The organism is Clostridium lapidicellarium, assembly GCF_041224415.1.
GTDB classification, from domain to species: Bacteria; Bacillota; Clostridia; order Clostridiales; family Clostridiaceae; genus Clostridium_B; species Clostridium_B lapidicellarium.
On sequence record NZ_JBGFFE010000007.1, the window covers coordinates 68,470 to 93,431 of the forward strand.

A 24,962-nucleotide genomic window follows, 5' to 3' on the forward strand; every position below is an offset into this window, starting at 1 on the left:
TTATCCCTCCTCTGCTATCTTACAAGCTATGATCCAATATGCTTCCAACATAGAATTTGTCTGCACATCATAGATAGGATCATTTATCAATTTTCCGCCATTTTTCATGTCTTTAAATTTAACTGCATAAGACATGGTATCGGCATCATTCCAAAAGGGAAAAACTATTGTACTAAATCCTGTTTTGTCCTCTATGAATTTCCTTAGTTGCCCTTCTGTAAATAATGGAATTGTCTCTTCCCCTAGTGGCAAACAATCTAAAGCTACGTTTTTAGCCACCCAAGGCGAACTCTTTTTATACAGCGGAATGTCTCCTATATATCCTATTAAATCAGTTCCTTCGGGATTTCGTTTCCACCACTTAATAAATACTCCCTGTACTTTTTTAGGCTGTTTTAAAAAATCCTCTAGCTTTATATATTCCAATGCTATTCCTCCCTTAAACACTCATTACAGGTTTTATCTTTTTCAACACATGGTGTATTGTCAATAGGACATACTATTATATTCTTCTCACGCAATGCTTCCAATGGTTGAAGATACAAGCTACTTCCTAATGCTCTAGAGTATTTTAAATAATCCAGTATGTTGGTGTTTTCTCCATGTTCTATATCCTTTAACTTTTCTATACTCATACCTGTTTGCTCTGAGATATACCCTAATTTGATACAATGTGCCTCTCTAGTCTCTTTTAGAGTTTTCCTTAATTCATACCATCTGTCTTGCGCAATAAAAGAATATTTTGCTTGTGGATTTTTCTTTATAATTTCCCTTACCTTTTCTTCTGCATCTACCTTATGAAATGGCATCTTATCCCTCCTTAATATCCTTCTTCCTGTCTCTTATAATTAACTTTGTTTTTCTTGTAATAAGCCTGCTCCATCTCTTCTTTACTAATACCAAGCATCATCCCTAATCCAATAATATATGCAAGCACTTCTCCACCATAATTCAAGACCGTATTATAAGTACTGAAAAACCCTTCTATTATGTCTATCAATGTTGGTTTATTTTTTTCTAAAAAATCTGAAATTGAGTTAAAATCATCTTTGCTAAAATCTCCTTCAAGTTCATTACCTTTACTTTCATAATAGTTTTCTAAGCTAAGAGCAAAGTGCAAACAGTCTGCAAATTCCCCAAGTAATTTTTCTCTATTGATTTTCTTATGTTTTTTCCAGTATTTAAATCCCTGCCACTCATTTGCCAACTCTCCAAGCTCCACCAGTAAAGCCAGTTTCATATTCTTTAATGGATATTTCTCTATGCTCGCATTACTAAGTATCCTATCATCCAACTTCTTTTGGTCTGCTAACATCTTTTTTATATCCAATCTATTTTTCCTCCTTTATTAATTCTGGGCTTTCATAGATATTTCCAACTATTTCAAATTTACTTTTGGTGGTGTACCTATATAAAGATTTCCACCACGTATCACCATCTACGTTCCGTTTTAATCGCCATGCACCCATATAAAAAGCTACAATATATTTATTTTCGCTATCTGATACTATGTCACCTTCATACACTTCAACACCGTTCTTATCTCTCAAGCCTGTAAACTGTTCAATACTTTCTGGAATAACCTCTATATCTGTCCCAAGTTTTTCTTGTATGCAAAATGTTACTTCATCTGTAGAAATCAATCTTTGATGTAAATATCCATATACCCATTTCTTTTCATCCGTTAGACCTCTAAATCTAATATCTCTCATTTTATTTCTCCCTCCATTTCAAACACAAAATCACACAAACTATTGCCAACAGCCCAATAACTACATACATATATGGCACCTTCTAATTACTCTTTTCCCGTCTGCACTGTATATAAGCCCTTTATCCAGATTTATTCTTGCTCTATGCCATACTCCATCAATCTTATATCTGCATCTTGTTTTCTTATATTCTTCCTCGAATAAGTCCAGCCCAGTTGTCAAATACTGTTTCAGACTTATCAACTTTTCCACCCCTTTTATGAAATATTTTATTCATTTATATATTTGCATGATAGTTATTTATTCTTATTAACTTTTACACTTATTCTTTAGTTTGAATATTCTGCACTTTATTTATATATCTTCTATCGAACATAGCGCCATTTTAAGCACATTTTTATTTCAAGATATCCAACTATACCAAAAATGATTTATCTTTTTAAATTTGCCCCTTCTCGTTTTAAATTTTGCTATTCTAATTTTTGCACTCTACCTAGAATAAAATCCACATACTTAAAACTTTCTGGATATTTCTCTATTCCGTTTTTAGATACCATAATCGTTATAAAATACTTTGTCCTAGCAATTACTCTTCCTCGTACATATCTGTCTTTATTTCTGCCCATATGCTCGATTAAACGTATCTTCTGTCCTTCCCTAAAACCATGCTTTACTGCTTTTACTTGCTTTACAGATATAAGCCTACCTTCCCAGCTATTGACATACATTCAATCCCTCCACAACCGTTTTACCGCTTAGAATATCTACAAATTTGAAACATTCTTTGTACTTTTCCCTTTGAACTACGAGTTGGCAGTCTGTTATTCCTACAATCTCGCCACACTTCTTGATCGGTATTGAACGCTCCATATCACGCATACTGTATGTTGAGCCCGCTGATTCATAGTCCATTAGCTCCAATGCATCTCCTAGTTTGAAATTATTTTTTATTTTTTGAATATTTGCTGTAGCTTCCCTACCCTGTGCTTCTTTTATTGTGTTCAGCCCCGATCCATAATGTTCGATCTCTGCAAGTATTCCATTGCCCTTTTCATACTCTACATCTTTCCATACACCACTTGCATCTCTGGACATTTTTCTTTTATCCGGAAGCCCTAATCCATGTCCTTTCTTGCTTACTGCTTGGGATGATATTCCCAACATTTCTCCTATTTCCGTGTTAGTCTTGCATAACCAATATTTCCTCAACTTGGCTATTTTCCTTTTATCCCATTTTCTAAGACCCATTTTTATTCTCCTCTCAACAAAATGTTTTGTAATTCTTCATTGTCCCGTTTACTCTGCCCTTTTCTCACATCTTCTTCTGGCATCTTTACGGGTATAGCCATTTTAAATATCCTGCTTTTTAACCTTTCGTCATGCTGCAAATTTTCAATTGAGCAATTAGACGTAAATATCGTTATCTTGTTATATTTCATTCTGGTATCAAATATCGAAAACAGCATTTCATTTACCCAGTTTGTAGGCTGTTCAACCCCTATATCATCTACAATCAAGACCTGTACACTGTTTATACTCTCTATCAACTGGGATTCGGTATATTGAGTATTTTTGTTGTACGTATTTCGTATTTCTTTAAGCAAATCCAGGGTTGTAATAAATTTAACTTGCATATGTCTCACTTTTAAAAGTGCATTTCCTAAACTAACTGCAAGCCTTGTTTTCCCACTCCCTCTGGTACTGCTATAGTAATATAACCCCTTAGCTTTCTCTCTGAATTTTTCAAAGCTTTTTATATAATTTGCCGTCATGATTTTAGCTGTTTTAGCTGTTTCCCTATCTGCTTGTGTTTTGTATATCTGCGTATCAAAGCTATTCACCGTCAAAGAAGAAAACTCGCTGGGGATATTTGCAAATTGTAATCTTTGGGAATATATAAGCTGTTCTTTGCATTTACAGTACTTTGCTTTAGTTTCAAGTGTTTCTCTGTTCTGCATAAATATTATCCCCGAACCGTCGCACATATGATACGGGCAATCAGAAGTCGCATTTAGGATCTTCCAGATGTCCCCCGGTAATTTCTTTTGCTCTTTTGAGGAGTCGTTCTCCCTCATCTTCGGTTGCTCTCTTTTTAGGTCCTGTATTATTTGCTTTATTGGTTCCATGCTGTTCCTCCTTCCCATCTTCAATCCAGCTCTTTAATATTGCTTCTGTGTAGTTTGGTATAAATCTATTTTTGTTTTTAACTGTTATTTGCAATGCCTCTTTAGTCCAATCAAAGCTATATTTTTCTATAAATATTTTTAAAGTAGATATGTGACTTGTTATAGACTGCCCTGGTTTTAACTCCTGCCAATATTTACAAAGGTCAATTGCTTTATCCGAATAGTCCTTTCTCTTATTAGCATTATTTTCATTGTTCTCATTATTATCATTATTGTTTGGTTCCGTGACCGTACCGCGACCGTACCGCGACCGTTCCGTGACCGTACCGTTTTCGTTCCGCACATTCCCTGTATTTGTTGATATATCTTTATTAGAACCGTTCTGTTTTTGATACCGGTCATAATTCACTACCGAAACAGTAGACTTTCGTTTGTCAATCGCCAATTTTATCATTCCTTCTTCTTCGAGAAGCCTTAAAAATCTTTGAACTTTTCCAGCACTCCACCCCCACCTTTTCATTAATTTCCTTTGAGAAGTTACATAGCTTCCACGTTTTACATCTATAAGCTGGTTGTCAATCAAGGTTTTATTATCCTTGTGGTTAACTAGTAGGAGAAGGTCTATCCATGCATGAGCTTTGTCAAAACATTTCTCCTGCCATAACCAGCTGTTTTGTATTTTCCTATATATGCTTATCCAGCCTTTACCTTCTCCCATGGTCCAATCACCTCTTAAAAGCCTTTTGACAATCCATGCATAATGCTTTTCCATATCGTTTTTTACTGTAGTCTGCAACCTTCTGTGAAATTTTCTTACCGCATTTTTCACAAGTTAATCCATTGCTTGAATTTTTACTTTCTTTATTTTGAATATTCTGTTTATAATTTTCACCATAATTAGGTGTAACAGATTTACCCATAGAGAACCTAACCACATTATTGTTGTCTACTATATCCAGTTTTTCTATCTCTCTTTTATCGTTATATGCTATAGACTTAACTCTAAAGTGTAACTTGGGATTTATATAAGCCTTGCCGCCTTTATCTTTAACCTCTCCTGCCTGTAGATTCACCCATATAAACGGAGCTGTATAAAGTTCCCTACCTATGCCTACATTAAATCCTGCTCTCTTAAATGAATCACTTGCCTGACCCTTTTCCTTCTCTGTATAACTCTCTACTCCTACATCTTGTTTACGGATCCATTGCTTCTTTTCATCATCCCAAATTGATATAGTGCAGAATAAATTTCCATTAATAAGTTGATGTTCTCTCTGCCAGCCTGTGGGACCGTAAGTTTCATCAAGTATACGCATATCAACTCTTGCATCTTTATATAGGAGAAGTATACAACCATTAGATTTTACACTTTGTACCCTTACTTCAATTTCATCTGCATTTAAAAGCCGTATCTCTGCCATAAAAGCACCTTCTATTCTATTGGTTTAATTTGTATAGTTTCTTCCTTGGAAACTGAAACTCCAGGAAGTACTTCACCTGTTTCTGCATCTATGCCATCTTTATATTTCTTCTTAAGTTCAGTTTTATCTACACTCTCCTTAACTTTCACAAGCGACGAATCATTTTCTTTCAGATAGGAAAGCAGCTCATCTTCATTATTGTAATTCCATTTGGCTGATTTTCTACTGCTTATTTTGCCATATGGAGTACTTACCTTAGCTTTGGGGTCAACATGTTTTAATCTTATATAATAGTCACTTAGCAAGCTCTCAAAGTAGGCAATAGAATCCTGTGCGTTTTTGGTTTCTGCTTTCTCCCAGATATTTATTCTTTCTCTTTCCTTGTCAGCAAAAGCCTTGGTTTCAGCTATCTTAGCATTTAAAGCCCTTATCTTCCTAAAACACCAATTCGCCTGGTCTAAGTCATTCACAATAAAGCCCTGTTGTTCCTGCCCTTCTATCTCCCGTAACTCTGCATTAATCAATCCATTTTCCATAATTATTCCTCCCCTGCTATTCTTCTACATTCAGTCATGCACCCTGTACAAATATTCATTCCTTCAAATATATAGTAAGCATCACCCTCATATATAGGATCACCGCACCAATCACACTCACAAAATACTTTAGCATTTGGTTGTTCATAACGATAGTCGTAACAGGTGTCTGGTAAATCATCCATATTTATTCCTCGCTTTCGATATCCTCTGGATGAGGTTCTTCTAAGATATAGCCCTCTGTTTCAACTCTCTCTTTATCTAAAATTTCTATAGAAACTGAAACTTTGGCAGGATAATCTTCAAACTCCTTCATCTCTGGCATTCTTTTTTGTAAGAACTCTCCAAACCTTTCATAATCCTTTTGTCCAACTTCTTTTATATCAAGCCCATATGCCTTCCTTATAAGACAGCCATTATTGCTATATTCCAGTTTCATTTCAAACCCTCCATTGATTTATTTTCCAGTTTAGTATATACTGGAAGTAACATTTTTTATTTGCCTTTTAATTAAAGGCTTTCTTTTTATATATTTTTAAGAAACTGTTTCATTTCAAACGGTGTAAGCATATCTATATCCTTATAAGTTGTTCCTATATCTTCGTCATAGAGTTCTCCATCACTGTTCAATTTCCAATGTCCTGCCCTGTTTATAATGTCTTTGGCACTAAGTTGACCATTACACCCAAAGTATATAGATTCCACTGTACCAAGCTTTTTACTTGTGCATCTGTCCATTTCTTTTCCACTCTCCCTCCATTCTTTCCAAGGCACTATATAACACCTTTAATATAGAATTTAATTCATCTTCATTAAGACTAGGAGCCAATTGTCCAACCAGTTTCATGGTTTCTCGGGCTTTAGCTATATTTGCCATGTTAATCCCTCCATAACTTCTTAAATTCAAATAGTCCTTTCCATGTGGGATTTATATAGCTTGTTTTACATTCATCTACATACTCAAGCAGTACATACACACTCATTTTGTAACATCTCCTTGAGTATATTTAGCGCCTTTTTCTCTTTCCTTGATACCATAGTCTGACTCATGCCAAGCTTATTTCCTATTTCTTGTTGTCTATATCCGCAAAAATATTTAAGCCTTATAATGCTACTTAATTCACATGGCAAGCTCTGTATAGCATTTTGTAAATCCCAATCCGGTATACTATCTTCAACACTTATAAAGTCACCTATAGGAGTATCTTTTTTTTCTCCTACACAAATATCAAGAGAAGTTACTATTTGGGCGTTATACATTCTTTCATTCATGTTTCTAGCCAAAAACCATCTATCATCTCTTATATATCTTAAAATTTCACGTTTTATATAAACCCAAGCAAAAGTAATAAATTTGGTTCCTCTGTTTTCATCAAAAGCTTTAATTGCTCTCATAAGTCCAACATATCCAACCTGCATTAAATCTTCATATTCATATCTGTGTCTATATTTTTTATATATCCCGCCTGCTAAATTATTTACTAACGGTATATACTGTTCTGCATTAATCAACTCTTTAAAACCTCCTTATACTTATTTGCATATTCTGCCATATACATATCATGTAGTTTTCTCGCATACTTCTCTGGATCTACATAAGATTCTGGAAAACTCTCTGCTATAACCATTTCTAATTCTTCTATAGGCGTATATATTGCTTTCTGTTTATCTTCTGTATATACAATTTCTTTATCTGGAGTAACATCAAATACATAATTTGTATCCATATAAATTCCTCCTGTTATATTTACTTAATCTGCTTCAACAAATTCTCCATTTTTAAACATTGTTATATGTTACAGGTATTAAATTACTCAATGTATTTCCTCCTTACATTATTTTCTAAAGGATTTTCCCTTATCTTATAGAACTAATTTACTGAAAGGTGGTGATGACCTATGGATAATAGCCCCATAAATCCATTCACGTATCCTAAAGTTGAAATACCTAAAATCCATAATCCATTACTTGCTAAATCTCAATTTGAAATTCTTAAAAAGTCCATAGAAAACTTTGAATCAAAATTAGACGATGATCATGAGATAGCTTTAAAACTAGCGAGTTTTGGTCAAACAGTTACTATGAATGTAACTCAAATTGGTTATTCTGGTCCTTCTATACTTTTTTTCCGTGGTTATATTGGTAATAATTATGCTGAACTTATCCAACATGTAACCCAACTTAATTTTTTAATAATGGCTGTAGAAAAACAAAATTCTGATAGTAAACCTCGGCGTGTTGGGTTTATTCAAGATGATTAATGCCATTCAACATGCCCTGATTTCGAAAGTTCTTTCTGGTAATGAATAATACATTGTAATAAATAATCAACAAAATAACTATCTTGAAGCTGCATATTTAAATTAATTGTTGTCGGCTGTGCTTGAACTTGCTCTTCAAGTGCAGCTACTCGTTTTTCTAACATATCAACTCTTTCTTCCAGGCTTTTCTTCATATTGCTTATCCCTCCTATCTAACTAAACTTATCTGTGCGTTGGCTCCACGTATTGCAAGTCCAAATTCTTCATCAGGTATCCAGTTGTCTATAAACGTATAAGCATTGTCTATATCTTTTATTGCAGTGTCCTTATAGGAAGATACTCCAAAAACTCTCTTGTAATTATTCCAGAACCTCGGGAAAGCTTTTTTACCCAATACTTTATATGCTGGGGCATCTTTACCACCTAAAACCTTTATTACTCTTTCCCTACCATATCTATTTAACTTTTCCTGCTGTGCATGGTCTATTGTCATGTTGTCCTCAATTTTTTGTATCCTAGTATCATGATTATCAAGCTTGTATATAACTGCTCCAACTTGTTCATGCATAAGTTTTAAAGCTCCCATACTATTGTCAGTTACTTTATTTCTAAAATAGTTATTCACTAATTCTCTCTGAACCTTCCAAGCTAGATTATCTTGTAATGATTTCACTAGCATTAAATAACCTGATTCAGTTATAAGTATCAAACCATTCGGAGCAATTACATCAAATTCATTTTTGGCTTCCGACGAATTTCGTTGGAAGTAATCTGTTCCCTTAATAAAGTATTTTCTATTTTCTCTAAAGTTTCTTCCAGCTGTTCCTTCTGGCCTTTCATGCAATATGTCAATGTCCTTCAAAGTTACAACTCTTTGTCCTTTAAACTCTTTTACTTGCAAATCTTGATTATTGATTTTTACTAAATTACTCATATCTATCTCCTTTCTTAAACTGCTATATCATCAACAAACCTTTTTAATCGCCCAAGTTCTGTCCTTAATCTTTCATTTTCTCTAATTGCTGCCTCATATTTTTCCTTTGAAACATAATCATCATTTTTGGTAAATTTATCTACTTCCTTTTCTGGAATTTTGTAATGACCTCTGTTGGTTCTTATTGCATCAATCTGATTGCTTTTGCACATATATAAAACTTGTGCGTAGGATAGCCCCACTTTGTTTGAAAATTGGTTAGGACTTAGCATTTAATTCACCTCCTTAAAAATTTCATCTTCTGTTGTTTCAAACGCCCTAGCTATAGCTGCTCTACTGTTTTTTCTTGGATATGCATTTCCTGTTTCCCAATTCCAATAAACTTTTTGGTTAGTATTACATTTTTCAGCAGCTTCGACTTGGGTCCATCCTTTCAAAACTCGAAGGACTGCAAGTTTCTTATTCCAGGTAATGTTATCCAATAGATCATTCATTCTCTCCCTCCTTACGTCTAAAATCTTTATCTTTGTTTATGTTTATATTTTACGTCATTTTGACGGTATATTCAAACTGCCCTAACCGTCAAAATGACGTAAAATATTTAAATATGTCTCCTTTGCTATATCTATCTTCTAAATATTTATTTTTATTGACAAAATGACGTAAATAACGTATAATGAATTTAAAATAAAATATGAAGGGAAGAAAAATGAATACTATACTATTAGGGTTAAAAATTAAGAAACTAAGGAGTGAACAAAGCCTAGAACTAGGTGAAAAAATAACACAACAAAAACTAGCCAAAAAATTAGGGATATCTCGTTCTTATCTAGGAGATATAGAAAGTGGTAGAACAATACCAAATGATGAAATTATAGATAAAATTGCAAAAGCTTTAAATGTATCTCCTGAATATCTAAAAGGTGAATCAATTGAAAAAAATCCAGGTGAAACTACACAAATAGTTAATGAAATACAAACAGAATTAGAAACTAAATTAAATAAAATGGCTAAAGATAAAAAGATAAAAACTATAAATAAATTAAAAGAAATGCTAAATAACATAGAATTATAATTAATAAAACCAACTCATATCTAAATTATGGGTTGTTTTAAATAAATTATAAAGAAGGGCTTTTATGAAAGGAACTATAAGAAAATACACCCGTAAAGACGGAACAGTTACATATGGTTATTTGGTCTATATGGGTGTAGATGAAAACGGGAAGAAAAAATACAAAAGAAAGAGGGGGTTTAAAAAACAAAAAGAGTGTGAAACTGCATTGGCTAAATTCATAACGCAGTTAGAAAAGGGGACAGTTGTAACAAATGATAAAATGACGATTAAAGAATATATGAATTATTGGTTAGAAACTTATCCAAAGAATCATTGTCAGCCTTCTACTTATAAAAGATACAAACTTTTCTGTAGAGACATTGTTCATTGTTTGGGTGGCTACAAACTTACAAAACTTAATCCGTTACTAATCCAAAAATTTTACGAAGATTTAAAGAACGGTACTATAAAAGAAGATCTTAAAAAGCAAAAAATATTAGAGCTGCAAAATGCATATAGTAAATCCAAAAGAGATTCTAAAGAAGCTAGGAACTTAGAGTTAAAAATAGAAAAGTTAAAAAAACAGCCATTAAAAGGGATATCTAATAATACTATAATAAAAACACATAGAATGTTTCATGAAGCTTTAAAACAAGCTCAAAAATGGCAATTGATATATGTAAACCCTTGCGATTTAGTTACACCTCCACCTGCAGATGAAATTGTAATGAATTATTGGGATCCGGAGGATATACACGATTACCTTGAAGATTTAAAAGGTGAATTTTTATATCCGATTATATTTTTAGCTGTTCACACTGGGATGAGAGAAGGTGAATTATGCGCTCTTCATTGGAATGATTATGATTCTATAGAAAAGACAATTACGGTCAACAAAACATTGCAACGTATTGATGGGAGACTTCAAGAAAAAAAGCCAAAGACCAAAAAATCTTCAAGAATTGTAACTCTGCTTGATACTACAAACACCTTCCTAAAACAACTCAAAAGAGAAGAAAGAGAAAAAAATAGAAAAGTTGTTAATATGGATTCTAAAAAAGAAAGAAAAGATGGATATATTTTGCATTGGGAAGATGGGAGACCTATGGATCCACATTATGTTGCACAGCATTTTCCTGAGGTGCTCAAGAAACATAACGTACCACAAATAAGATTCCATGATTTAAGACATACTCATGCAACTTTACTTCGTAAACTCAAAGTCAATGCAGAAGTAATAAGTGAAAGGCTTGGACATGCCGATGTTGCATTTACATTAAAAACTTATACTCACGTTAGTACAAAAATGCAAAGAGAAGAAGTTTCAAAAGCTAACGATTATTTATAAAAAAATAGTGATTTTATTATGTGTTTTAAATTAGACAACTAAAAGACAACCAACACACTAAAATCACAAAAACAAAATTATATTATATGAGCCTGTGAACCGTTGAATTCACAGGCTTTTTAAATGGCAGGGGTAGAAGGCTTCGAACCCTCAACCAACGGTTTTGGAGACCGCTACTCTACCAATTGAGCTATACCCCTAAGACGATAATTATTATATAATATAAAATAGTAAATTGCAAGTTTTTTACCTCTTGTAAATATTTTCTAAATTCTTGATATTGTACTTTAAGGTTTCCTCATAAGTAAGATCCCCATTGTATATTTCTATCTTTACAGGTTTTATATTATAATTTTTCAGCAATTCAGCATTGTTTTTCAAGACAGTTTCATCACTATATAAAAATATCATATTATTGTTTCCCAACCTCTGTTCAAGATTTTGCTTTTCAACTGGATCCTTAGGAACTATACTGCCATTTTCCCCGGGGTTTATTTCCAGGGTATTCAAATTGTTGTATTTTACGAAATAACTCAACTGGTCTTCAGCTATGATGAAATCGTAGCTGCTTAGCTGATCATCTATGGATTTCAAATCTTTTCTGTAATCTTCAAAATTTTTCAATGACTCAGAAAAATTTTTTTCATAGAAATCCCTATTTTGCGGATCCTTGTCCTGAAGAGCATTCTTTATATTCATAAGCATTATTCTATAATTATCAATATTCATAAAATAATAAGGGTTATATTTTAAGATCTTACCATTGTATTTTACAGTTTTATTATAGTTTAAAAGTTGTATCCCCCTAGAAACATTGGTTACTCCAACCCTATTTTTATCCAGTTTGTCTACGAAACCGTCTATCCAGGGTTCAAAACCTGCTCCTACATAGAAAAAGAGATCTTTCTTAGATATATTATCCACACTATCTTCCGTAAATTTGAAATTTACCTCGCCTGATCTATTGTTGAACATATATTCCACCACATGCCTGTCTTTAACTATGGACTTTACCATACCGTATAAAAGCTTATCGGTAGTTACTATATTTAATTCCATGTTTTTCCTCACAGCCAATTTATCAATACCTTCATCTGCATTATTATAATTTTTGTAACTGCATGAAACAAAAAACACTACAAAAAAAAGCATAATTAAGCACAGTAATCTTTTCAAGTTTTTCACCTTTCTCTCTACATTTCAAAACAGCAGTACCTGGACAGATTAAATAATAACAAATATATTTTACATAAAGAGATCTAACATTGCAAATTACTTTCACAAGATGTTTATCAGATTATTTTATTGTGATAAAATTATATATAGTTACTAAGTTAATATACCACTAAATGGAGGTTTAACCATGAAAGTTAGTATTGATAAAACAATAAGGGCCATGGCAATAGCTCTTGATTTAGCTCAGATAAGCTCCAATTATAATAATTTTCCGGGAAATGAACCCATTATTGAAAATATAACTAACGTCAACTATTCCGATCATAAATTCATGCATCATTCTCAGCGGACTACATATATAGCACTAGAAATTGCAAATCACTTAAATCTAAACCAGAAATGTAAAAACAGAATTTACATATCCGCGTTATTACATGATATAGGAGCGGCAAACTTCCTTTCTGAAAGTCATTCTGCTAATCTCTTCATAAAAGAGCACTGTAAAATCGGTGCCAGAATAACAGAACATTTTCCTATGTTTAAAGATCTATCCCATATCATATTATATCATCATGAAAACTTTAATGGCACCGGTCCCATGAAATTATCCAAAAATGAAATCCCTATAGAAAGTCAGATAATAAGAATTGCGGATTTAGTGGAAATACTGTACAATGAAAATTTGTCTAACTTCCAGCAAAAAGGCAACATTATAAAATGGGTTAAAAAAAACTGTAACAAAATTTTTTCCGACACAATAGTAAATGCATTTTTAAAAAGTGCACAGCACGATATGTTCTGGTTAAATCTTCAAAATATATCCTTTGCCAACTTTATACTGGATAAAATGCACCCGGGTCTTGATGAATTTATGAATTTAAATGAATTTGAGAATATCTCCCTTATATTTGCAAATATAATAGATAACAAAAGTAAATTTACTGCAACTCACTCCAAGGGCATAGCAAATTTAGCATATAAAGTTTCGAAGCACATCGGATATTCCATGGAAAAATGTCGTGAGATGAAAATTGCAGGTCTCCTTCATGATATAGGGAAACTGGCCATACCTTTATATATACTGGATAAAAATGATTCTCTGACAGATGAGGAATACAATATAATAAAATCACATGCCTACTATACCAAAGTGATCCTAGACAGAATAGAGGATATACCAAATATAAGCGAATGGGCATCAAATCATCATGAAAAATTAAACGGGAAAGGATATCCTCAGGGCTTGGAAGCAGTTGATCTTTCCGAAGAATCCAGAATAATGGCAGTATGTGACATATATCAGGCACTTACAGAGGATAGACCTTACCGGAAGGGCTTACCTTCTAAAAGGGCCTTTGATATAATGGATAATATGGTATTTCAAAATCTTATATGTCCTAATGCATTAAGTTATTTGAAGGAAGTTATACACAGTTCTCCATTACCAGAACTTAAATAATATATCGGGAGATGAACTAATTGGAATATATTTCAAAAAATGTGAAAGACACTGTGGCTCTGGGTAAAAAGCTGGGAAATCTATTGAATGCAGGTGACATAATCTGTCTTAAAGGTGACCTGGGTACAGGTAAAACCTACTTTACCAAGGGCATTGCATCAGGTCTTAAAATAAATGAACCCATAACAAGTCCAACATTTACCATAGTAAATGAATATCAGGGAAGATTAAAACTCTTTCATTTTGACGTATACAGGGTGAATGATATAGATGAAATATCAGCTATAGGCTTTGACGAATATATTTTCAGTGATGCTGTAAGCGTCATAGAATGGGCCGATTACATCAAAGAATTGATACCGGAAGAATGCATATGGATAAATATCTATAAAATTCCTGAAAAAAGTCCTGATTTCAGAAAAATAGTAATAGAATATAATGGTGACAGATATAATTATATAAAGGAGCTAAAATAAAAATATGAAAATCTTAAGTTTGGATTCTTCCACCGAATCAGCAACATGTGCCGTACTGGATGAATATAAATTATTCGGTGAAATTACTTTTAATTACAGAAAACAACATTCTACAATTTTAATGTCCATGATAGATAGGCTTTTAAAGGAGTTAAATACGGATATAAGCTCCCTAGATGGATTTGTCGTTTCCAAAGGGCCTGGTTCTTTTACAGGGCTCAGAATTGGAGCAGCCATGATCAAGGGATTGAGCCAAGGTACGGGGAAACCCTTTATCGGAGTATCTTCACTTGATGCTTTAGCTTACAACTTATACTGCACTTCCGGCATTATATGTCCTATTCTAGATGCCCTCAGGGGAAATGTATATACCGCACTTTACGACTTCAACAATGATAATTTAAATATATTGAGCAAATACATGATAATTTCCATTGATAATTTAATTGGACTGCTCAACCGCTACAGCAGGCCCGTGTATTTCATAGGAGATGCCATGCTTAAATTCAAGGAGAAATTAAAATCCGGAATAAGAAATGCCCATTTTGCACCCACACATTTAAATCTGGTAAAAGCCTCTTCTTTAGGTGAATTGGGATTGAAACTGTTAATTTCCGGCCATCAGGACAGCCTTTATGAATTTGCCCCTTTTTATTTGAGGAAATCCCAGGCAGAAAGAGAATATGAAAAAAAATTGGAGTCCTCTAAAAATGACTGATATAGAAATATGTCCTCTAAAAGCGAAATATATTGACGGTATAATTGCAATAAACAATATGTGTTTTTCTACACCCTGGTCCAGGGAATCCCTTGAAAAGGAAATAGAAGACAATATAATTGCTAAATACGTAGTTGCCAAGAAATGCGACATATTAATGGGGTATGCAGGTATGTGGCACATATTAGACGAAGGGCATATAACGAATATAGCGGTTCATCCTGAATACAGGGGGATAGGTGTTGGAAGTTTACTTTTGGACGCACTTATAGAAATATGCAGGATTAAATCTATAAACAGCATGACCCTGGAAGTTAGAAAATCCAATATAATTGCACAAAATCTCTATAAAAAATATGGATTTATTGAAGAGGGTATAAGGAGATTTTATTATGCGGACAACAAGGAAGATGCCATAATAATGTGGAAATATAATATTTAAACTTCAAACAAGATCAAATTTATCCAGGGTAAAACAGTAAGGATAAAAACTGCTGCCCTGGACAAAAATTACCTTCATTTATCATTTGAGTTCAATTCTGTTATAATTCTTTTTTCCTCTTCTCACAAGCATATACCCATTTTTAAAATCATCTTCCGTAACAACAAGCTTAGGATCTTCCACCTTTTTATCATTTACCGTCAAACCGTTTTGGCTTATAAGCCTTCTGACTTCACTCTTAGATGCCAATATATTCAGCTTAACCAGAAGCTCCACTATAGAACATCCTAAATAATCTCTAGTTATTTCTGCCGTTGGAACGCTGCCCATATCTTCTCCACCTGCAAACAATGTTTCTGAGGCCTTTTCAGCTTTTTCAGCCTCCTCCTTTCCATGGACAAGTTTAGTAACTTCATAAGCCAGTATCTTTTTAGCTTCATTTATCTTTTCACCCGGAAGCGATCCAAGCCTTCTGACTTTCTCCATAGGAATAAATGTTAAAAGTGCCAGACATTTTTCCACATCAGCGTCATCCACATTTCTCCAGTACTGATAAAAATCATAAGGGGAAGTTTTTTCTTTATTCAGCCACAGCGCTCCTCCTTCAGTCTTTCCCATTTTTTTACCGTCGCTTTTGGTTAAAAGCGTAAAAGTCATTCCATAAGCGGGTTTATGTTCTTTTCTCCTTATCAAATTCACTCCTGCAATTATATTTGACCATTGATCATCTCCGCCGAACTGAAGTACACAATTGTATTTTCTGTTCAATTCAAGAAAATCATAAGCCTGCATCAACATATAGTTGAACTCGAGAAAAGACAATCCCTTTTGAAGTCTCTGCTTGAAACATTCAGCTGTAAGCATCTTATTTACAGAAAAATGAACTCCAACTTCCCTTAAAAATTTTATATAATTCAAATCCAAAAGCCAATTGGCATTATTTTCTATAATGGCCTTCCCATCTTTCAAATCTATAAATTTTGAAATCTGATTTTTAAAGCAGTCGATATTGTGCTGTATCTGCTCAGGAGTCATCATTTTTCTCATATCGGTTTTGCCCGTCGGATCACCTACCATACCTGTGCCTCCGCCAAGCAGAGCTATTGGTCTGTGACCTGCCCTCTGCATATGGGCCATGACCATCATCTGTAAAAAATGTCCCACATGAAGACTGTCTGCAGTCGGATCAAATCCTATATAAAATGTTATCTTTTCTTTTCCCAATAACTCCCTTATCTCTTTCTCATGAGTAGTTTGTTTTATGTAACCACGTTCTAACAATATGTCATAGACATTATCCAATGAAAATCACTACCTTTCAAATAATAAAAAACCTCTTAATTATAACTTATAGTATATATTTAAAACTCACTTTTTTCAATATTTTACCCATTTATTACAATTTTGCAATGATAAAAGGTAAAATATTAAGGCTGGAAACCTTTCCAACCTTAACTATATCAAAAAATCAATTATTTTCGCAATTATAAGCAGCCTTATGCCACATACTTCATAATAAACTCAGGTATTTTTTCTCTTTCTTCATTTATACTAATATAAAAATTCACTCTATACTCCTCGGATAATTTTTCAATATCATAAAACAAATGCGACATATTTTCAAGGTTCCCATCTATAATATTAAACAATCCATCAACAAAGATCGTATCAATATCATAGTCCCCTGAAAGTATGCCGCACAAAAAACCATAAAAAGTTTCCATCTTTTTTAATTTAAAATCACTGGTTGCTATAAATCTTATTTCCCTATTCAGCTGATACAGCGGACCCCTGTCATCATCTACATACACAACATGCCCCCTTCCTATTCTTGCTTTTTCGTTGGCCAAATTAATCAGTTCTTTTGTCTTTCCTGAACCTCTTTCGCTGCAAAACACATGAATCATTTTTATCACCCCTTAATTGATATTTAGGTGTTATCCTTATAAGTAGATTATATAATGTTCAGAATATTTTTTCAACAGTAAATACACAATAATTTAAATTACCGTGTATTATTATTTAAAATTTTTGATACCAGGATAAATTATTTTGAAATCATAATTTTTCATAGAATTTATAAATTTAACTTTTCCCTTATTTTTAAATTTTTTTTGCATTCTGTTAAAACCGGACGCAATATTCATGGATCTTTCCCTTGTATCCAGAGCTATTATCTTTTCATATATCCACATATTCCTATTTAAATAATTATAAAAATTTGTATTCTTCCTGTTTGTCAATATACCGGGACTCGTTATTATAATACTGTTAAATCCAATAACAACCTCTATACCTCTGGAAAAATCTGAATAATCCCTATAAACTATGGCTTCTCTTACGCCCTTATTTATGGCCTCCACGGGATAGGACTTGACGTTTATAATTTTTCTAACCACCTTCTCTGATCTGTTCATCATGGAAATCAAATCTCCCTGAATTATAAAGACGGATTTAAAATTTTTATTAATTTTATTAATTATCTTTATCATATTGTGTGGTATACATATATTATTGACTTTAGAAAATACCAACAACCCACCTAAAGTGACCATATATTTTCCGGAATCTTTATCCATATATATTATTGAAGCATTTTCCATGAGTTCTATCTTATTTTCCTCATTGATTTCTATCCCCTGAGACAAAAAATAATTGTTTACTATGCCATAGTCTATACAGTTCAAGTCACTATGCGGTATCGGACAAAGTTCTACATCTATAGTTAAATTTTCCTGGAATGCAGAAATTATTTCCTGTTTGCGCATTGTATCATTGGTGGATCCCCTCCTTATATAAAAAGCTCCATTATCTCTCATCTGATAAGGTCTTTGAGGGCTGTTATATATATTTATAACAGCTACATTTTTACCATTATATTTTAAAATCTCAAGTGATACTGGAATAGGCGGATCAATTCTAGAACTAATTATCTGTTGTATTTTTTCTTCACTAAAATCTATTTCATCAACACCAACCACTCTTTTGCTTTTATCTTCGACTCCTATTATCAAGTATCCCCTGCTTCCCCTAGAATTAGCTATAGCACATACATCTTTGGCCAACTCCTTTCTCCCACTGTCATTTCCAATGTTTATACACTGTTTAAAATCCAATTTAGGCCCTTCTGATCTCTTCAACAAACTAAGAAATTTTTTTATATTCATAAAAACAACCTCAATTTAATATATGCTATTATTTTTTATTATATATTACTATTGTTAAAATTCCAAATATCACTTAATTAGATGAATATACTTAAATTACATTGATAAATCTGAAGAATCAATATTTTTTCAAAAGATTGATTTTTTATTTTCATATGCTATAATGAAGCTAGAGTTTTACTCTAATTACAATATTTATAAGGTCAAATTTTTTCAAGGTACTATATTCTCCTTAACCCTGGGAGGTAGGTTATCAAGAATAAAATTAGTCCTGGTTAAGGAGGTTTGTTTAAATGGCAGATAAGACAATAGTATGTAAAGACTGCGGAAAAGAATTTGTATTCACTGAAGGTGAACAGAAATTTTATAAGGAAAAAGGATTTGAAAACGATCCTGTAAGATGTCCGGAATGTAGAAAAAAGAGAAAAGCTGAGAGAAACAGGATGAGACGATAAAAAAGAGAGGTTTTCCTCTCTTTTATTTATCCTTAAAGCAGCTTGGATACATCACACAGTTTGTTCTTATTTCCCCAAATTGGCCTTTTTTAAAACCTTTGCCAGTGGAAGGGCTATAGCCATTCCAACAATGCTTTGAGCAATATTTCCCGGAATTTCTGCTGCAGACAATACAAATGCCTGGTGGAAATTTATGTTGGTTACATAATGCATCAATAAAACTCCGGCAATGTAGTAGGCCGATATCATCCACAGACAAGCTGCGGCAAATGCCATCGCATTATTCCACAGCTTCTCACCATTATAATCTCCCCTGTAGGCAATTGCTGCTGCAATCCATGCCATAATGCCCTTTATAAAAAAAGTAAACGGCGCCCAGATTGCATAAGGTGAAAGTATATCAAACAACCCCATTCCTATAGCAGCTGAAAAAAAGCCTTTTTTCTTTCCCAAAAGTACCGCTGATAAAAGCACCATGCTGTCTCCAAGATGAACAACTCCTTTAAATACGGCCCCTGTAGGTATATTTATTACAGATGTAGCAATATAAGTTACTGCTGCCATAAGTGCCACTTGAACCATATCTTTGATTTTTAAATTACTAATACTTATCTTTTTCTGTTCCATGTATAATAACCCCCTTTTTTATAATAAAGTCAGTAATATTATATTTTTATTTGGAGAAAAGTCAAAATGTATGGATACAATTTCATTTCCTAATAACTTTGTCTCCTAAAGGGAACAATAAACTGTTAAACAATAGATTCAAGAGGAGGAAGCAATGATATTTTTCAAATGGCTCTGCAATCTCATGATTATATTCTTCTTAATAGGATTGATATTAAAAGCGGGAATAATATTTGTAAATATTTTGCTTTTAATCTGCATGCTTATATTTACATTGGATTTATTGACTTCCGGAAGAAGACATACATGAATCTACATTTTTTTATTATTTCCAACAATTTCCCTATGTACATTAAAAAACAAATTATACAAAAATATTTTGTATACTTACCGTTTTACTCATGATATAATTTATTTTGTACATAGGGAGGTTATAATTTTATGCAAAATTTAGCAGAAAGGAAAATACAGGGAAAGCTGAAATATATAGGTTCAGCATTTTTAGAGTTGTTAAAAAAATATTATTTTGTACCTATAGGTCTGTTTTTTTTACACAAGGCTCTACATATAGCTCCTTATACTTCTATCAGCTTAACCAGCAAAATATATTTATTTATGCTTGCCTTAGTGTGTTTTACCGTATATGAAGACATCAGACATGATATCAAATTAGTTCCCTTTTTATTATTGTGTATTATTTTTTTTATATTCATATTTTATGCAAATAAACATGGGTATGCATTCTGGGGAAGAATATTGAGATGGCAAATTAAAAAAGGTTTTGTAATAAATTTAAACCCTGTTTTCAGCAGCATACCCTTCAATGATGGAAGTTTTGCAAGAGTATATAAATCAGAAACTCTCACTTGGTTCTTTAGAATGGTATACAACAACGGATTCGTGCTGCCAGTTTTACTGGTATTATACAGATCTGCACTGATCATGGACTTTAAGAAAATGCTTCGTTACGCATTGTCTGCCCATGTTTTACAGATATTTTTAATATCTCCGTTTTATCTTATTTTTCATCTTCAGGAAGTGTGGTATGTACTTGGACAACCTGATGGACTGGCCAGACACCTGAGTTCCAGATCTGCTGCCGGAATTACACTGAACTGTTTCCCATCCATGCATACGTCTATATGTTTTGCCATGTTTTTGTTGGTACTAAGGGAAAGAAATAAGATATTCAAGTTTGTCATGTCATTTTTTTGTTTAAGTGTAATATATTCTACCTTATATCTTGAAATCCACTGGGTACTGGATATAGCTGCAGGCATAATTTTGGCCATTATAGCTGTAAAACTGTCAGACTTTATATTGGACAAGCTTAAAATGCTTATTCAAAAACCACTGGATAAATTTTATTACAAAAATGTAAAAACTATTTATGTAGATAATTACTATTTGGACACTATGAAAAATTGATACTATCTTTATTTATCCAAAGTTGACATTGATATATAATAAAGTTAGAATCAGTAATGAAACTAATAGAGAGAATAGGAGAGAAAAGGTAGTGTCAGACTTAAAAAAAGAGATAGAAAAGAGAAGAACTTTTGCCATAATATCTCATCCGGATGCTGGTAAAACAACTCTCACTGAAAAATTATTACTATATGGAGGTGCCATAAGGCTTGCAGGTTCCGTGAAAGCAAGGAAAGCCTCAAAACATGCGGTATCAGATTGGATGGACATTGAAAAGAAAAGGGGGATTTCTGTAACTTCATCAGTGATGCAGTTCAACTATGACAACTATTGTATAAATATATTGGATACACCGGGCCATCAGGACTTCAGTGAAGATACATACAGGACTTTAATGGCGGCAGACAGTGCTGTAATGGTTATTGACGCTGCAAAGGGAGTGGAAGCCCAGACTAAAAAACTTTTCAGGGTATGCAGTTTAAGGGGAATTCCCATATTCACATTCATAAACAAAATGGATAGGGAAAGTAGAGATCCCTTTGATTTAATGGATGATATAGAAAATGTACTTGGTATAAAATCCTATCCTATGAATTGGCCTATAGGATCCGGAAAATATTTCAAGGGTGTATATGACAGAAAAAGAAATCTAATAGAAGTTTTCAACGGCGGCAACCACGGCCAGACGGCGGCAACATCTATAGAAGGAACGGTGGATGATGCTTCATTTAAGGATCTGCTGGGAGAATCCCTTCACAAAAAGCTGCAGGAGGACATAGAACTTTTAGATATAGCAGGAGATAAATTCAATATGGAGGAAGTTAGAAAGGGACTGCTTACTCCTGTATTCTTTGGAAGTGCCCTTACAAATTTCGGAGTAGAGCCTTTCTTAAAAGAATTTTTAAATTTGACTACACCACCGCTGCCCAGAAAATCTGACATTGGTGAAATAGATGCTTTTGAGCCCAAATTTTCGGCTTTTGTATTTAAAATACAGGCAAATATGAATCCATCCCACAGAGATAGAATTGCATTTATGAGAATATGTTCAGGAAAATTCAAAAAGGGTATGGAAGTATACCATATGCAGGGAAAAAGCAAAGTTAAGCTCTCACAGCCCCAACAATTTTTAGCTCAGAACAGAGAAATAGTAGACGAAGCTTATGCCGGGGATATAATAGGTGTGTTCGATCCGGGCATTTACAGAATAGGGGATACTCTCTGCTCCACCGATAAGAAATTCAAATTTGAAAATATTCCTGTTTTCGCACCTGAACATTTCGCCAGAGTTAGAACCATAGACACAATGAAGAGAAAACAATTCATAAAGGGAATAACAGAGATTTCCGAAGAAGGTGCAATTCAGGTATTTAAAGAATTGAATATAGGAATTGAGGAAATCATCATAGGTGTAGTCGGCTTACTTCAATTTGAAGTACTGCAATACAGGATGAAAAATGAATATAATGTGGATATAAAAATAGAAGTTCTTCCCTATAGGGCTATACGATGGATAGAACATTCCAAAGTTTCCTTAGAAGATCTGGTTTTAACAAGTGATACAAAAAAAGTTAAAGATCTAAATGGAAGAAACATACTGATATTTGAAAGCGAATGGAATATCAACTGGGCCTTGAAACACAATGAGGGTCTTGAATTATCGGATATAGGAAAATCAGAATAAAAGAGGATAAGTATAAATTAATGTAAAACACAAATTTATACTTATCCCTTATTTATATCCAAATCTTCATTTTGCCGCAGGTATAAATCCCATCTTTTTCTGCATTTTTCTCAAAGTTTTGCCGGATACGTAGCACGCTTTTTCCGCACCTCTCTTATATATACTTTCCAGATATTTTTTGTCATTGAGGAATTGATTTACCCTGTCCTGTATCGGAGAAAGTTCCTTTATCAAAGCATCTGCTACATCATTTTTAAATTCAGCATATCCTTTGCCGTCATATTTGGTCTCTATTTCACCATAACTCATTCCTGTAATTGCAGCAAGTATATTTATAAGATTTTTTACTCCAGGTTGATCATCTGTATATTTTACTATACCCACACTGTCAGTAACACATCTATTTATCTTTCTCTTTATTACTTCAGGAGGATCCATGATAAGTACATAACTGTTCGGATTAGTAGATGATTTGGACATCTTTTTGCTAGGTTCCTGGAGATCCATTATCTTTGCCCCACCTTCCGGTATATACCCCTTGGGGAGTGTAAATGTTGGGCTATAGGCATTGTTAAATCTTTCAGCTATATCCCTTGCAATTTCAATGTGCTGCGTCTGATCCTTTCCCACAGGAACAAGATCAGCATTGTAAAGCAATATATCCGCGGCCATAAGAACAGGATAATTGAGGAGCCCTGCGCTTACACCCTCCGCCGTACTACCGTATTTTTTAGCCTTACTTTTATACTGGGTCATTCTCTCAAGTTCCCCCACATAGGTAAAACAATTTAAAAGCCATGCCGCTTCACTATGGGTTGGAACATGAGATTGAATGAATATAGTATTTTTCTCCGGATCTATACCTGCCGCCAGATATATAGCCAATACCTCAAGAGTTCTTCTTCTCAGGTTTCTCGGTTCCTGCCTTACGGTTATAGCATGTAAATCCACTACACAAAAATAGCAATCATATTTATACTGGAGCTTTACCCAGCTCTTTAAAGCCCCAAAATAATTCCCTATAGTCAAATTCCCCGAAGGCTGAATTCCACTAAATACTACTTTTTTCTTGTCTTCCATATTTATTACCTTCCTCACTATCATATTTTATAAAAAAACACCCTGTGATTAAAATCATAGGGCGCTTCAACGCTGTACCACCTAAATTCAAGAAGTTCGAAAAATTTTTCCGATCTTCCTCTCAAAATGGATTGCATATCCTATCTCATAACGCAAGAACTGCGGTTAAAACTACTAAAGATCAATTCATTTCACTCCTCCGGAACCCATTCAATCTGAACATAATCATCGTACTTACACCACATGTACAACTCTCTTAAAATCTGTTTTCAAATTTACTTGCTTTCCTTCAAGGGATTTATATATTCATATATTATTCTCTATTCTACTACAAATATTCTAAAATTTCCACAATAATTTGATTCTATTATAGAAATCCTCCCTAAAACTGATAGGGAGGGTTTAATAAAATATTATTTTTTCCAGAGTCCGTGCAAATTACAATATTCTCTTGCCATTACAACTTTTTCATCTAATTTAAATGTAGCTTCTGGTTTTTCGCCCGGTTTCAAGTACTTTCTATAGATCTTATTTTCAGTATGAACTTCAATCCACTGAATATAATGTTCCGGTGTCATTGGATGCTCAACTGAACCAACTTTAACTTTTACTCCGCCATCTATTTTTTCAATTACAGGTACATGCTTTTCAAGGGCAGCATCCACACTGTTTTCTTCCAACAATTTCATGGGTTTGCCACAACAGACTAAAGTTCCGCCGCCTTTATTGAGAACCTCTACTATATTGCCGCATACTTCGCACTTATAGACTTGTTTGACTTCTATCATGATCAATTCCCCCTATTAATATATTATTTATTATATAATATAAGTTCTCTATAAGTTTATAAAATCC

General features: G+C 33.4%; 39 protein-coding genes, 1 tRNA gene and 1 other annotated feature. Of the genes, 11 read left to right on the forward strand and 29 right to left on the reverse strand.

Annotation, left to right across the window (positions count from 1 at the left end; all coding sequences use genetic code 11):
* From AB8S09_RS07005 to AB8S09_RS07085, 17 genes are all read right to left on the reverse strand, one after another.
* A complete protein-coding gene (locus AB8S09_RS07005) occupies window positions 1–426 on the reverse strand; it encodes a hypothetical protein (protein WP_369868795.1) in 426 nt (141 codons plus the stop codon).
* A 2-nt stretch (window positions 427–428) separates the two neighbouring features.
* Entirely contained in the window at window positions 429–809 is a 381-nt protein-coding gene (locus tag AB8S09_RS07010) for a hypothetical protein (RefSeq protein ID WP_369868796.1), read from the reverse strand.
* 11 nt (window positions 810–820) lie between these two features.
* Complete coding sequence (locus tag AB8S09_RS07015) at window positions 821–1,330, reverse strand: dUTP diphosphatase (protein ID WP_369868797.1); 510 nt, start codon at window positions 1,328–1,330, stop codon at window positions 821–823.
* Window position 1,331: 1 nt separating this feature from the next.
* The gene (locus AB8S09_RS07020) at window positions 1,332–1,712 is read right to left on the reverse strand and encodes a YopX family protein (RefSeq protein ID WP_369868798.1); all 381 of its coding nucleotides are present in this window, start codon (window positions 1,710–1,712) and stop codon (window positions 1,332–1,334) included.
* 60 nt (window positions 1,713–1,772) lie between these two features.
* Window positions 1,773–1,955 carry a hypothetical protein gene (locus AB8S09_RS07025; RefSeq protein ID WP_369868799.1) on the reverse strand — a complete coding sequence of 61 codons (183 nt, stop codon included), beginning with the start codon at window positions 1,953–1,955 and terminating at the stop codon, window positions 1,773–1,775.
* 227 nt (window positions 1,956–2,182) lie between these two features.
* The gene (locus AB8S09_RS07030) at window positions 2,183–2,440 is read right to left on the reverse strand and encodes a hypothetical protein (protein ID WP_369868800.1); all 258 of its coding nucleotides are present in this window, start codon (window positions 2,438–2,440) and stop codon (window positions 2,183–2,185) included.
* A complete protein-coding gene (locus AB8S09_RS07035; protein WP_369868801.1) occupies window positions 2,427–2,960 on the reverse strand; it encodes a hypothetical protein in 534 nt (177 codons plus the stop codon). The genes AB8S09_RS07030 and AB8S09_RS07035 overlap by 14 nt, the downstream gene beginning before the upstream one ends.
* A 2-nt stretch (window positions 2,961–2,962) precedes the next feature.
* Entirely contained in the window at window positions 2,963–3,829 is an 867-nt protein-coding gene (locus tag AB8S09_RS07040; RefSeq protein WP_369868832.1) for a DnaA ATPase domain-containing protein, read from the reverse strand.
* Window positions 3,711–4,610 carry a DnaD domain-containing protein gene (locus AB8S09_RS07045; RefSeq protein WP_369868833.1) on the reverse strand — a complete coding sequence of 300 codons (900 nt, stop codon included), beginning with the start codon at window positions 4,608–4,610 and terminating at the stop codon, window positions 3,711–3,713. Before AB8S09_RS07045 ends, AB8S09_RS07040 begins: the two co-directional genes overlap by 119 nt.
* A complete protein-coding gene (locus AB8S09_RS07050) occupies window positions 4,564–5,259 on the reverse strand; it encodes a hypothetical protein (protein WP_369868802.1) in 696 nt (231 codons plus the stop codon). Before AB8S09_RS07050 ends, AB8S09_RS07045 begins: the two co-directional genes overlap by 47 nt.
* A gap of 11 nt (window positions 5,260–5,270) precedes the next feature.
* Complete coding sequence (locus AB8S09_RS07055) at window positions 5,271–5,795, reverse strand: host-nuclease inhibitor Gam family protein (RefSeq protein ID WP_369868803.1); 525 nt, start codon at window positions 5,793–5,795, stop codon at window positions 5,271–5,273.
* A 2-nt stretch (window positions 5,796–5,797) separates the two neighbouring features.
* A complete protein-coding gene (locus AB8S09_RS07060) occupies window positions 5,798–5,980 on the reverse strand; it encodes a hypothetical protein (protein ID WP_369868804.1) in 183 nt (60 codons plus the stop codon).
* Between the two features lie 2 nt (window positions 5,981–5,982).
* Window positions 5,983–6,234 carry a hypothetical protein gene (locus AB8S09_RS07065; protein WP_369868805.1) on the reverse strand — a complete coding sequence of 84 codons (252 nt, stop codon included), beginning with the start codon at window positions 6,232–6,234 and terminating at the stop codon, window positions 5,983–5,985.
* An 86-nt stretch (window positions 6,235–6,320) separates the two neighbouring features.
* The gene (locus AB8S09_RS07070; RefSeq protein WP_369868806.1) at window positions 6,321–6,533 is read right to left on the reverse strand and encodes a hypothetical protein; all 213 of its coding nucleotides are present in this window, start codon (window positions 6,531–6,533) and stop codon (window positions 6,321–6,323) included.
* Window positions 6,514–6,672 carry a hypothetical protein gene (locus tag AB8S09_RS07075; RefSeq protein WP_369868807.1) on the reverse strand — a complete coding sequence of 53 codons (159 nt, stop codon included), beginning with the start codon at window positions 6,670–6,672 and terminating at the stop codon, window positions 6,514–6,516. Before AB8S09_RS07075 ends, AB8S09_RS07070 begins: the two co-directional genes overlap by 20 nt.
* An 83-nt stretch (window positions 6,673–6,755) precedes the next feature.
* A complete protein-coding gene (locus AB8S09_RS07080) occupies window positions 6,756–7,307 on the reverse strand; it encodes a sigma-70 family RNA polymerase sigma factor (protein ID WP_369868808.1) in 552 nt (183 codons plus the stop codon).
* Window positions 7,304–7,522, reverse strand: coding sequence for a hypothetical protein (locus tag AB8S09_RS07085; protein WP_369868809.1), 219 nt, complete (start codon window positions 7,520–7,522; stop codon window positions 7,304–7,306). Before AB8S09_RS07085 ends, AB8S09_RS07080 begins: the two co-directional genes overlap by 4 nt.
* A 171-nt stretch (window positions 7,523–7,693) precedes the next feature.
* Between AB8S09_RS07085 and AB8S09_RS07090 the strand changes: the two genes are divergently transcribed.
* On the forward strand, window positions 7,694–8,056 hold the full coding sequence (locus tag AB8S09_RS07090) for a DUF6173 family protein (protein ID WP_369868810.1): 363 nt from the start codon (window positions 7,694–7,696) through the stop codon (window positions 8,054–8,056).
* Here the strand turns inward: AB8S09_RS07090 and AB8S09_RS07095 are convergent.
* The 4 genes from AB8S09_RS07095 to AB8S09_RS07110 are packed head-to-tail and all read right to left on the reverse strand — an operon-like array spanning window position 8,053 to window position 9,484.
* On the reverse strand, window positions 8,053–8,250 hold the full coding sequence (locus tag AB8S09_RS07095; protein WP_369868811.1) for a hypothetical protein: 198 nt from the start codon (window positions 8,248–8,250) through the stop codon (window positions 8,053–8,055). The two genes, AB8S09_RS07090 and AB8S09_RS07095, sit on opposite strands and share 4 nt — an antisense overlap.
* A 14-nt stretch (window positions 8,251–8,264) precedes the next feature.
* Entirely contained in the window at window positions 8,265–8,990 is a 726-nt protein-coding gene (locus tag AB8S09_RS07100; RefSeq protein WP_369868812.1) for an ORF6C domain-containing protein, read from the reverse strand.
* 14 nt (window positions 8,991–9,004) lie between these two features.
* Window positions 9,005–9,262, reverse strand: a complete 258-nt coding sequence (locus AB8S09_RS07105) for a DNA-binding protein (protein WP_369868813.1) — start codon at window positions 9,260–9,262, stop codon at window positions 9,005–9,007.
* Window positions 9,263–9,484 carry a helix-turn-helix transcriptional regulator gene (locus AB8S09_RS07110; protein ID WP_369868814.1) on the reverse strand — a complete coding sequence of 74 codons (222 nt, stop codon included), beginning with the start codon at window positions 9,482–9,484 and terminating at the stop codon, window positions 9,263–9,265.
* Between the two features lie 215 nt (window positions 9,485–9,699).
* Between AB8S09_RS07110 and AB8S09_RS07115 the strand changes: the two genes are divergently transcribed.
* Both AB8S09_RS07115 and AB8S09_RS07120 read left to right on the forward strand, forming a co-directional pair.
* On the forward strand, window positions 9,700–10,065 hold the full coding sequence (locus AB8S09_RS07115) for a helix-turn-helix domain-containing protein (RefSeq protein WP_369868815.1): 366 nt from the start codon (window positions 9,700–9,702) through the stop codon (window positions 10,063–10,065).
* Window positions 10,066–10,129: 64 nt separating this feature from the next.
* On the forward strand, window positions 10,130–11,395 hold the full coding sequence (locus tag AB8S09_RS07120) for a tyrosine-type recombinase/integrase (protein ID WP_369868816.1): 1,266 nt from the start codon (window positions 10,130–10,132) through the stop codon (window positions 11,393–11,395).
* Window positions 11,396–11,519: 124 nt separating this feature from the next.
* On the opposite strand, the gene AB8S09_RS07125 is transcribed toward AB8S09_RS07120, so the two are convergent.
* Window positions 11,520–11,595: transfer RNA gene (locus AB8S09_RS07125), tRNA-Trp, on the reverse strand.
* A 46-nt stretch (window positions 11,596–11,641) separates the two neighbouring features.
* Window positions 11,642–12,571, reverse strand: coding sequence for a metal ABC transporter substrate-binding protein (locus AB8S09_RS07130; RefSeq protein WP_369868817.1), 930 nt, complete (start codon window positions 12,569–12,571; stop codon window positions 11,642–11,644).
* A gap of 187 nt (window positions 12,572–12,758) precedes the next feature.
* On the opposite strand from AB8S09_RS07130, the gene AB8S09_RS07135 reads away from it, so the two are divergent.
* From AB8S09_RS07135 to rimI, 4 genes are read left to right on the forward strand one after another with little or no spacing between them, the layout of a single operon-like run.
* Window positions 12,759–14,030 carry an HD-GYP domain-containing protein gene (locus AB8S09_RS07135; RefSeq protein ID WP_369868818.1) on the forward strand — a complete coding sequence of 424 codons (1,272 nt, stop codon included), beginning with the start codon at window positions 12,759–12,761 and terminating at the stop codon, window positions 14,028–14,030.
* Window positions 14,031–14,050: 20 nt separating this feature from the next.
* The gene (gene tsaE, locus AB8S09_RS07140) at window positions 14,051–14,506 is read left to right on the forward strand and encodes a tRNA (adenosine(37)-N6)-threonylcarbamoyltransferase complex ATPase subunit type 1 TsaE (protein WP_294180079.1); all 456 of its coding nucleotides are present in this window, start codon (window positions 14,051–14,053) and stop codon (window positions 14,504–14,506) included.
* Between the two features lie 4 nt (window positions 14,507–14,510).
* On the forward strand, window positions 14,511–15,224 hold the full coding sequence (tsaB, locus tag AB8S09_RS07145; protein ID WP_294180077.1) for a tRNA (adenosine(37)-N6)-threonylcarbamoyltransferase complex dimerization subunit type 1 TsaB: 714 nt from the start codon (window positions 14,511–14,513) through the stop codon (window positions 15,222–15,224).
* On the forward strand, window positions 15,217–15,666 hold the full coding sequence (rimI, locus tag AB8S09_RS07150; RefSeq protein WP_369868819.1) for a ribosomal protein S18-alanine N-acetyltransferase: 450 nt from the start codon (window positions 15,217–15,219) through the stop codon (window positions 15,664–15,666). The genes tsaB and rimI overlap by 8 nt, the downstream gene beginning before the upstream one ends.
* Before the next feature lie 81 nt (window positions 15,667–15,747).
* On the opposite strand, the gene tyrS is transcribed toward rimI, so the two are convergent.
* The 3 genes from tyrS to AB8S09_RS07165 all read right to left on the reverse strand — a co-directional run bounded on the left by tyrS (window position 15,748) and on the right by AB8S09_RS07165 (window position 18,833).
* Window positions 15,748–16,968: a tyrosine--tRNA ligase gene (gene tyrS / locus AB8S09_RS07155; RefSeq protein ID WP_294180073.1), complete on the reverse strand. Its 1,221-nt coding sequence runs from the start codon at window positions 16,966–16,968 to the stop codon at window positions 15,748–15,750.
* Window positions 16,969–17,162: 194 nt separating this feature from the next.
* Window positions 17,163–17,573, reverse strand: coding sequence for a hypothetical protein (locus AB8S09_RS07160; protein ID WP_294180071.1), 411 nt, complete (start codon window positions 17,571–17,573; stop codon window positions 17,163–17,165).
* A 111-nt stretch (window positions 17,574–17,684) separates the two neighbouring features.
* Entirely contained in the window at window positions 17,685–18,833 is a 1,149-nt protein-coding gene (locus tag AB8S09_RS07165) for an AlbA family DNA-binding domain-containing protein (RefSeq protein WP_294180069.1), read from the reverse strand.
* Window positions 18,834–19,126: 293 nt separating this feature from the next.
* Here AB8S09_RS07165 and AB8S09_RS07170 point away from each other — a divergent pair, with 293 nt between their 5' ends.
* Window positions 19,127–19,288: a zinc-ribbon domain-containing protein gene (locus AB8S09_RS07170; RefSeq protein ID WP_294180067.1), complete on the forward strand. Its 162-nt coding sequence runs from the start codon at window positions 19,127–19,129 to the stop codon at window positions 19,286–19,288.
* A 66-nt stretch (window positions 19,289–19,354) separates the two neighbouring features.
* Here AB8S09_RS07170 and AB8S09_RS07175 read toward each other — a convergent pair whose 3' ends face one another.
* The gene (locus AB8S09_RS07175; protein ID WP_294180065.1) at window positions 19,355–19,915 is read right to left on the reverse strand and encodes an ECF transporter S component; all 561 of its coding nucleotides are present in this window, start codon (window positions 19,913–19,915) and stop codon (window positions 19,355–19,357) included.
* A 154-nt stretch (window positions 19,916–20,069) separates the two neighbouring features.
* On the opposite strand from AB8S09_RS07175, the gene AB8S09_RS07180 reads away from it, so the two are divergent.
* The 3 genes from AB8S09_RS07180 to AB8S09_RS07190 all read left to right on the forward strand — a co-directional run bounded on the left by AB8S09_RS07180 (window position 20,070) and on the right by AB8S09_RS07190 (window position 23,027).
* On the forward strand, window positions 20,070–20,225 hold the full coding sequence (locus AB8S09_RS07180; RefSeq protein ID WP_369868820.1) for a hypothetical protein: 156 nt from the start codon (window positions 20,070–20,072) through the stop codon (window positions 20,223–20,225).
* 131 nt (window positions 20,226–20,356) lie between these two features.
* Window positions 20,357–21,343 carry a phosphatase PAP2 family protein gene (locus AB8S09_RS07185; RefSeq protein ID WP_294180061.1) on the forward strand — a complete coding sequence of 329 codons (987 nt, stop codon included), beginning with the start codon at window positions 20,357–20,359 and terminating at the stop codon, window positions 21,341–21,343.
* Window positions 21,344–21,434: 91 nt separating this feature from the next.
* A complete protein-coding gene (locus tag AB8S09_RS07190) occupies window positions 21,435–23,027 on the forward strand; it encodes a peptide chain release factor 3 (protein WP_294180060.1) in 1,593 nt (530 codons plus the stop codon).
* 66 nt (window positions 23,028–23,093) lie between these two features.
* On the opposite strand, the gene trpS is transcribed toward AB8S09_RS07190, so the two are convergent.
* Complete coding sequence (gene trpS, locus AB8S09_RS07195) at window positions 23,094–24,107, reverse strand: tryptophan--tRNA ligase (RefSeq protein WP_294180057.1); 1,014 nt, start codon at window positions 24,105–24,107, stop codon at window positions 23,094–23,096.
* Window positions 24,108–24,161: 54 nt separating this feature from the next.
* Window positions 24,162–24,409, reverse strand: a binding site (T-box leader).
* 111 nt (window positions 24,410–24,520) lie between these two features.
* Window positions 24,521–24,895, reverse strand: coding sequence for a desulfoferrodoxin (locus tag AB8S09_RS07200; protein WP_294180055.1), 375 nt, complete (start codon window positions 24,893–24,895; stop codon window positions 24,521–24,523).
* Between the last annotated feature and the right edge of the window lie 67 nt (window positions 24,896–24,962).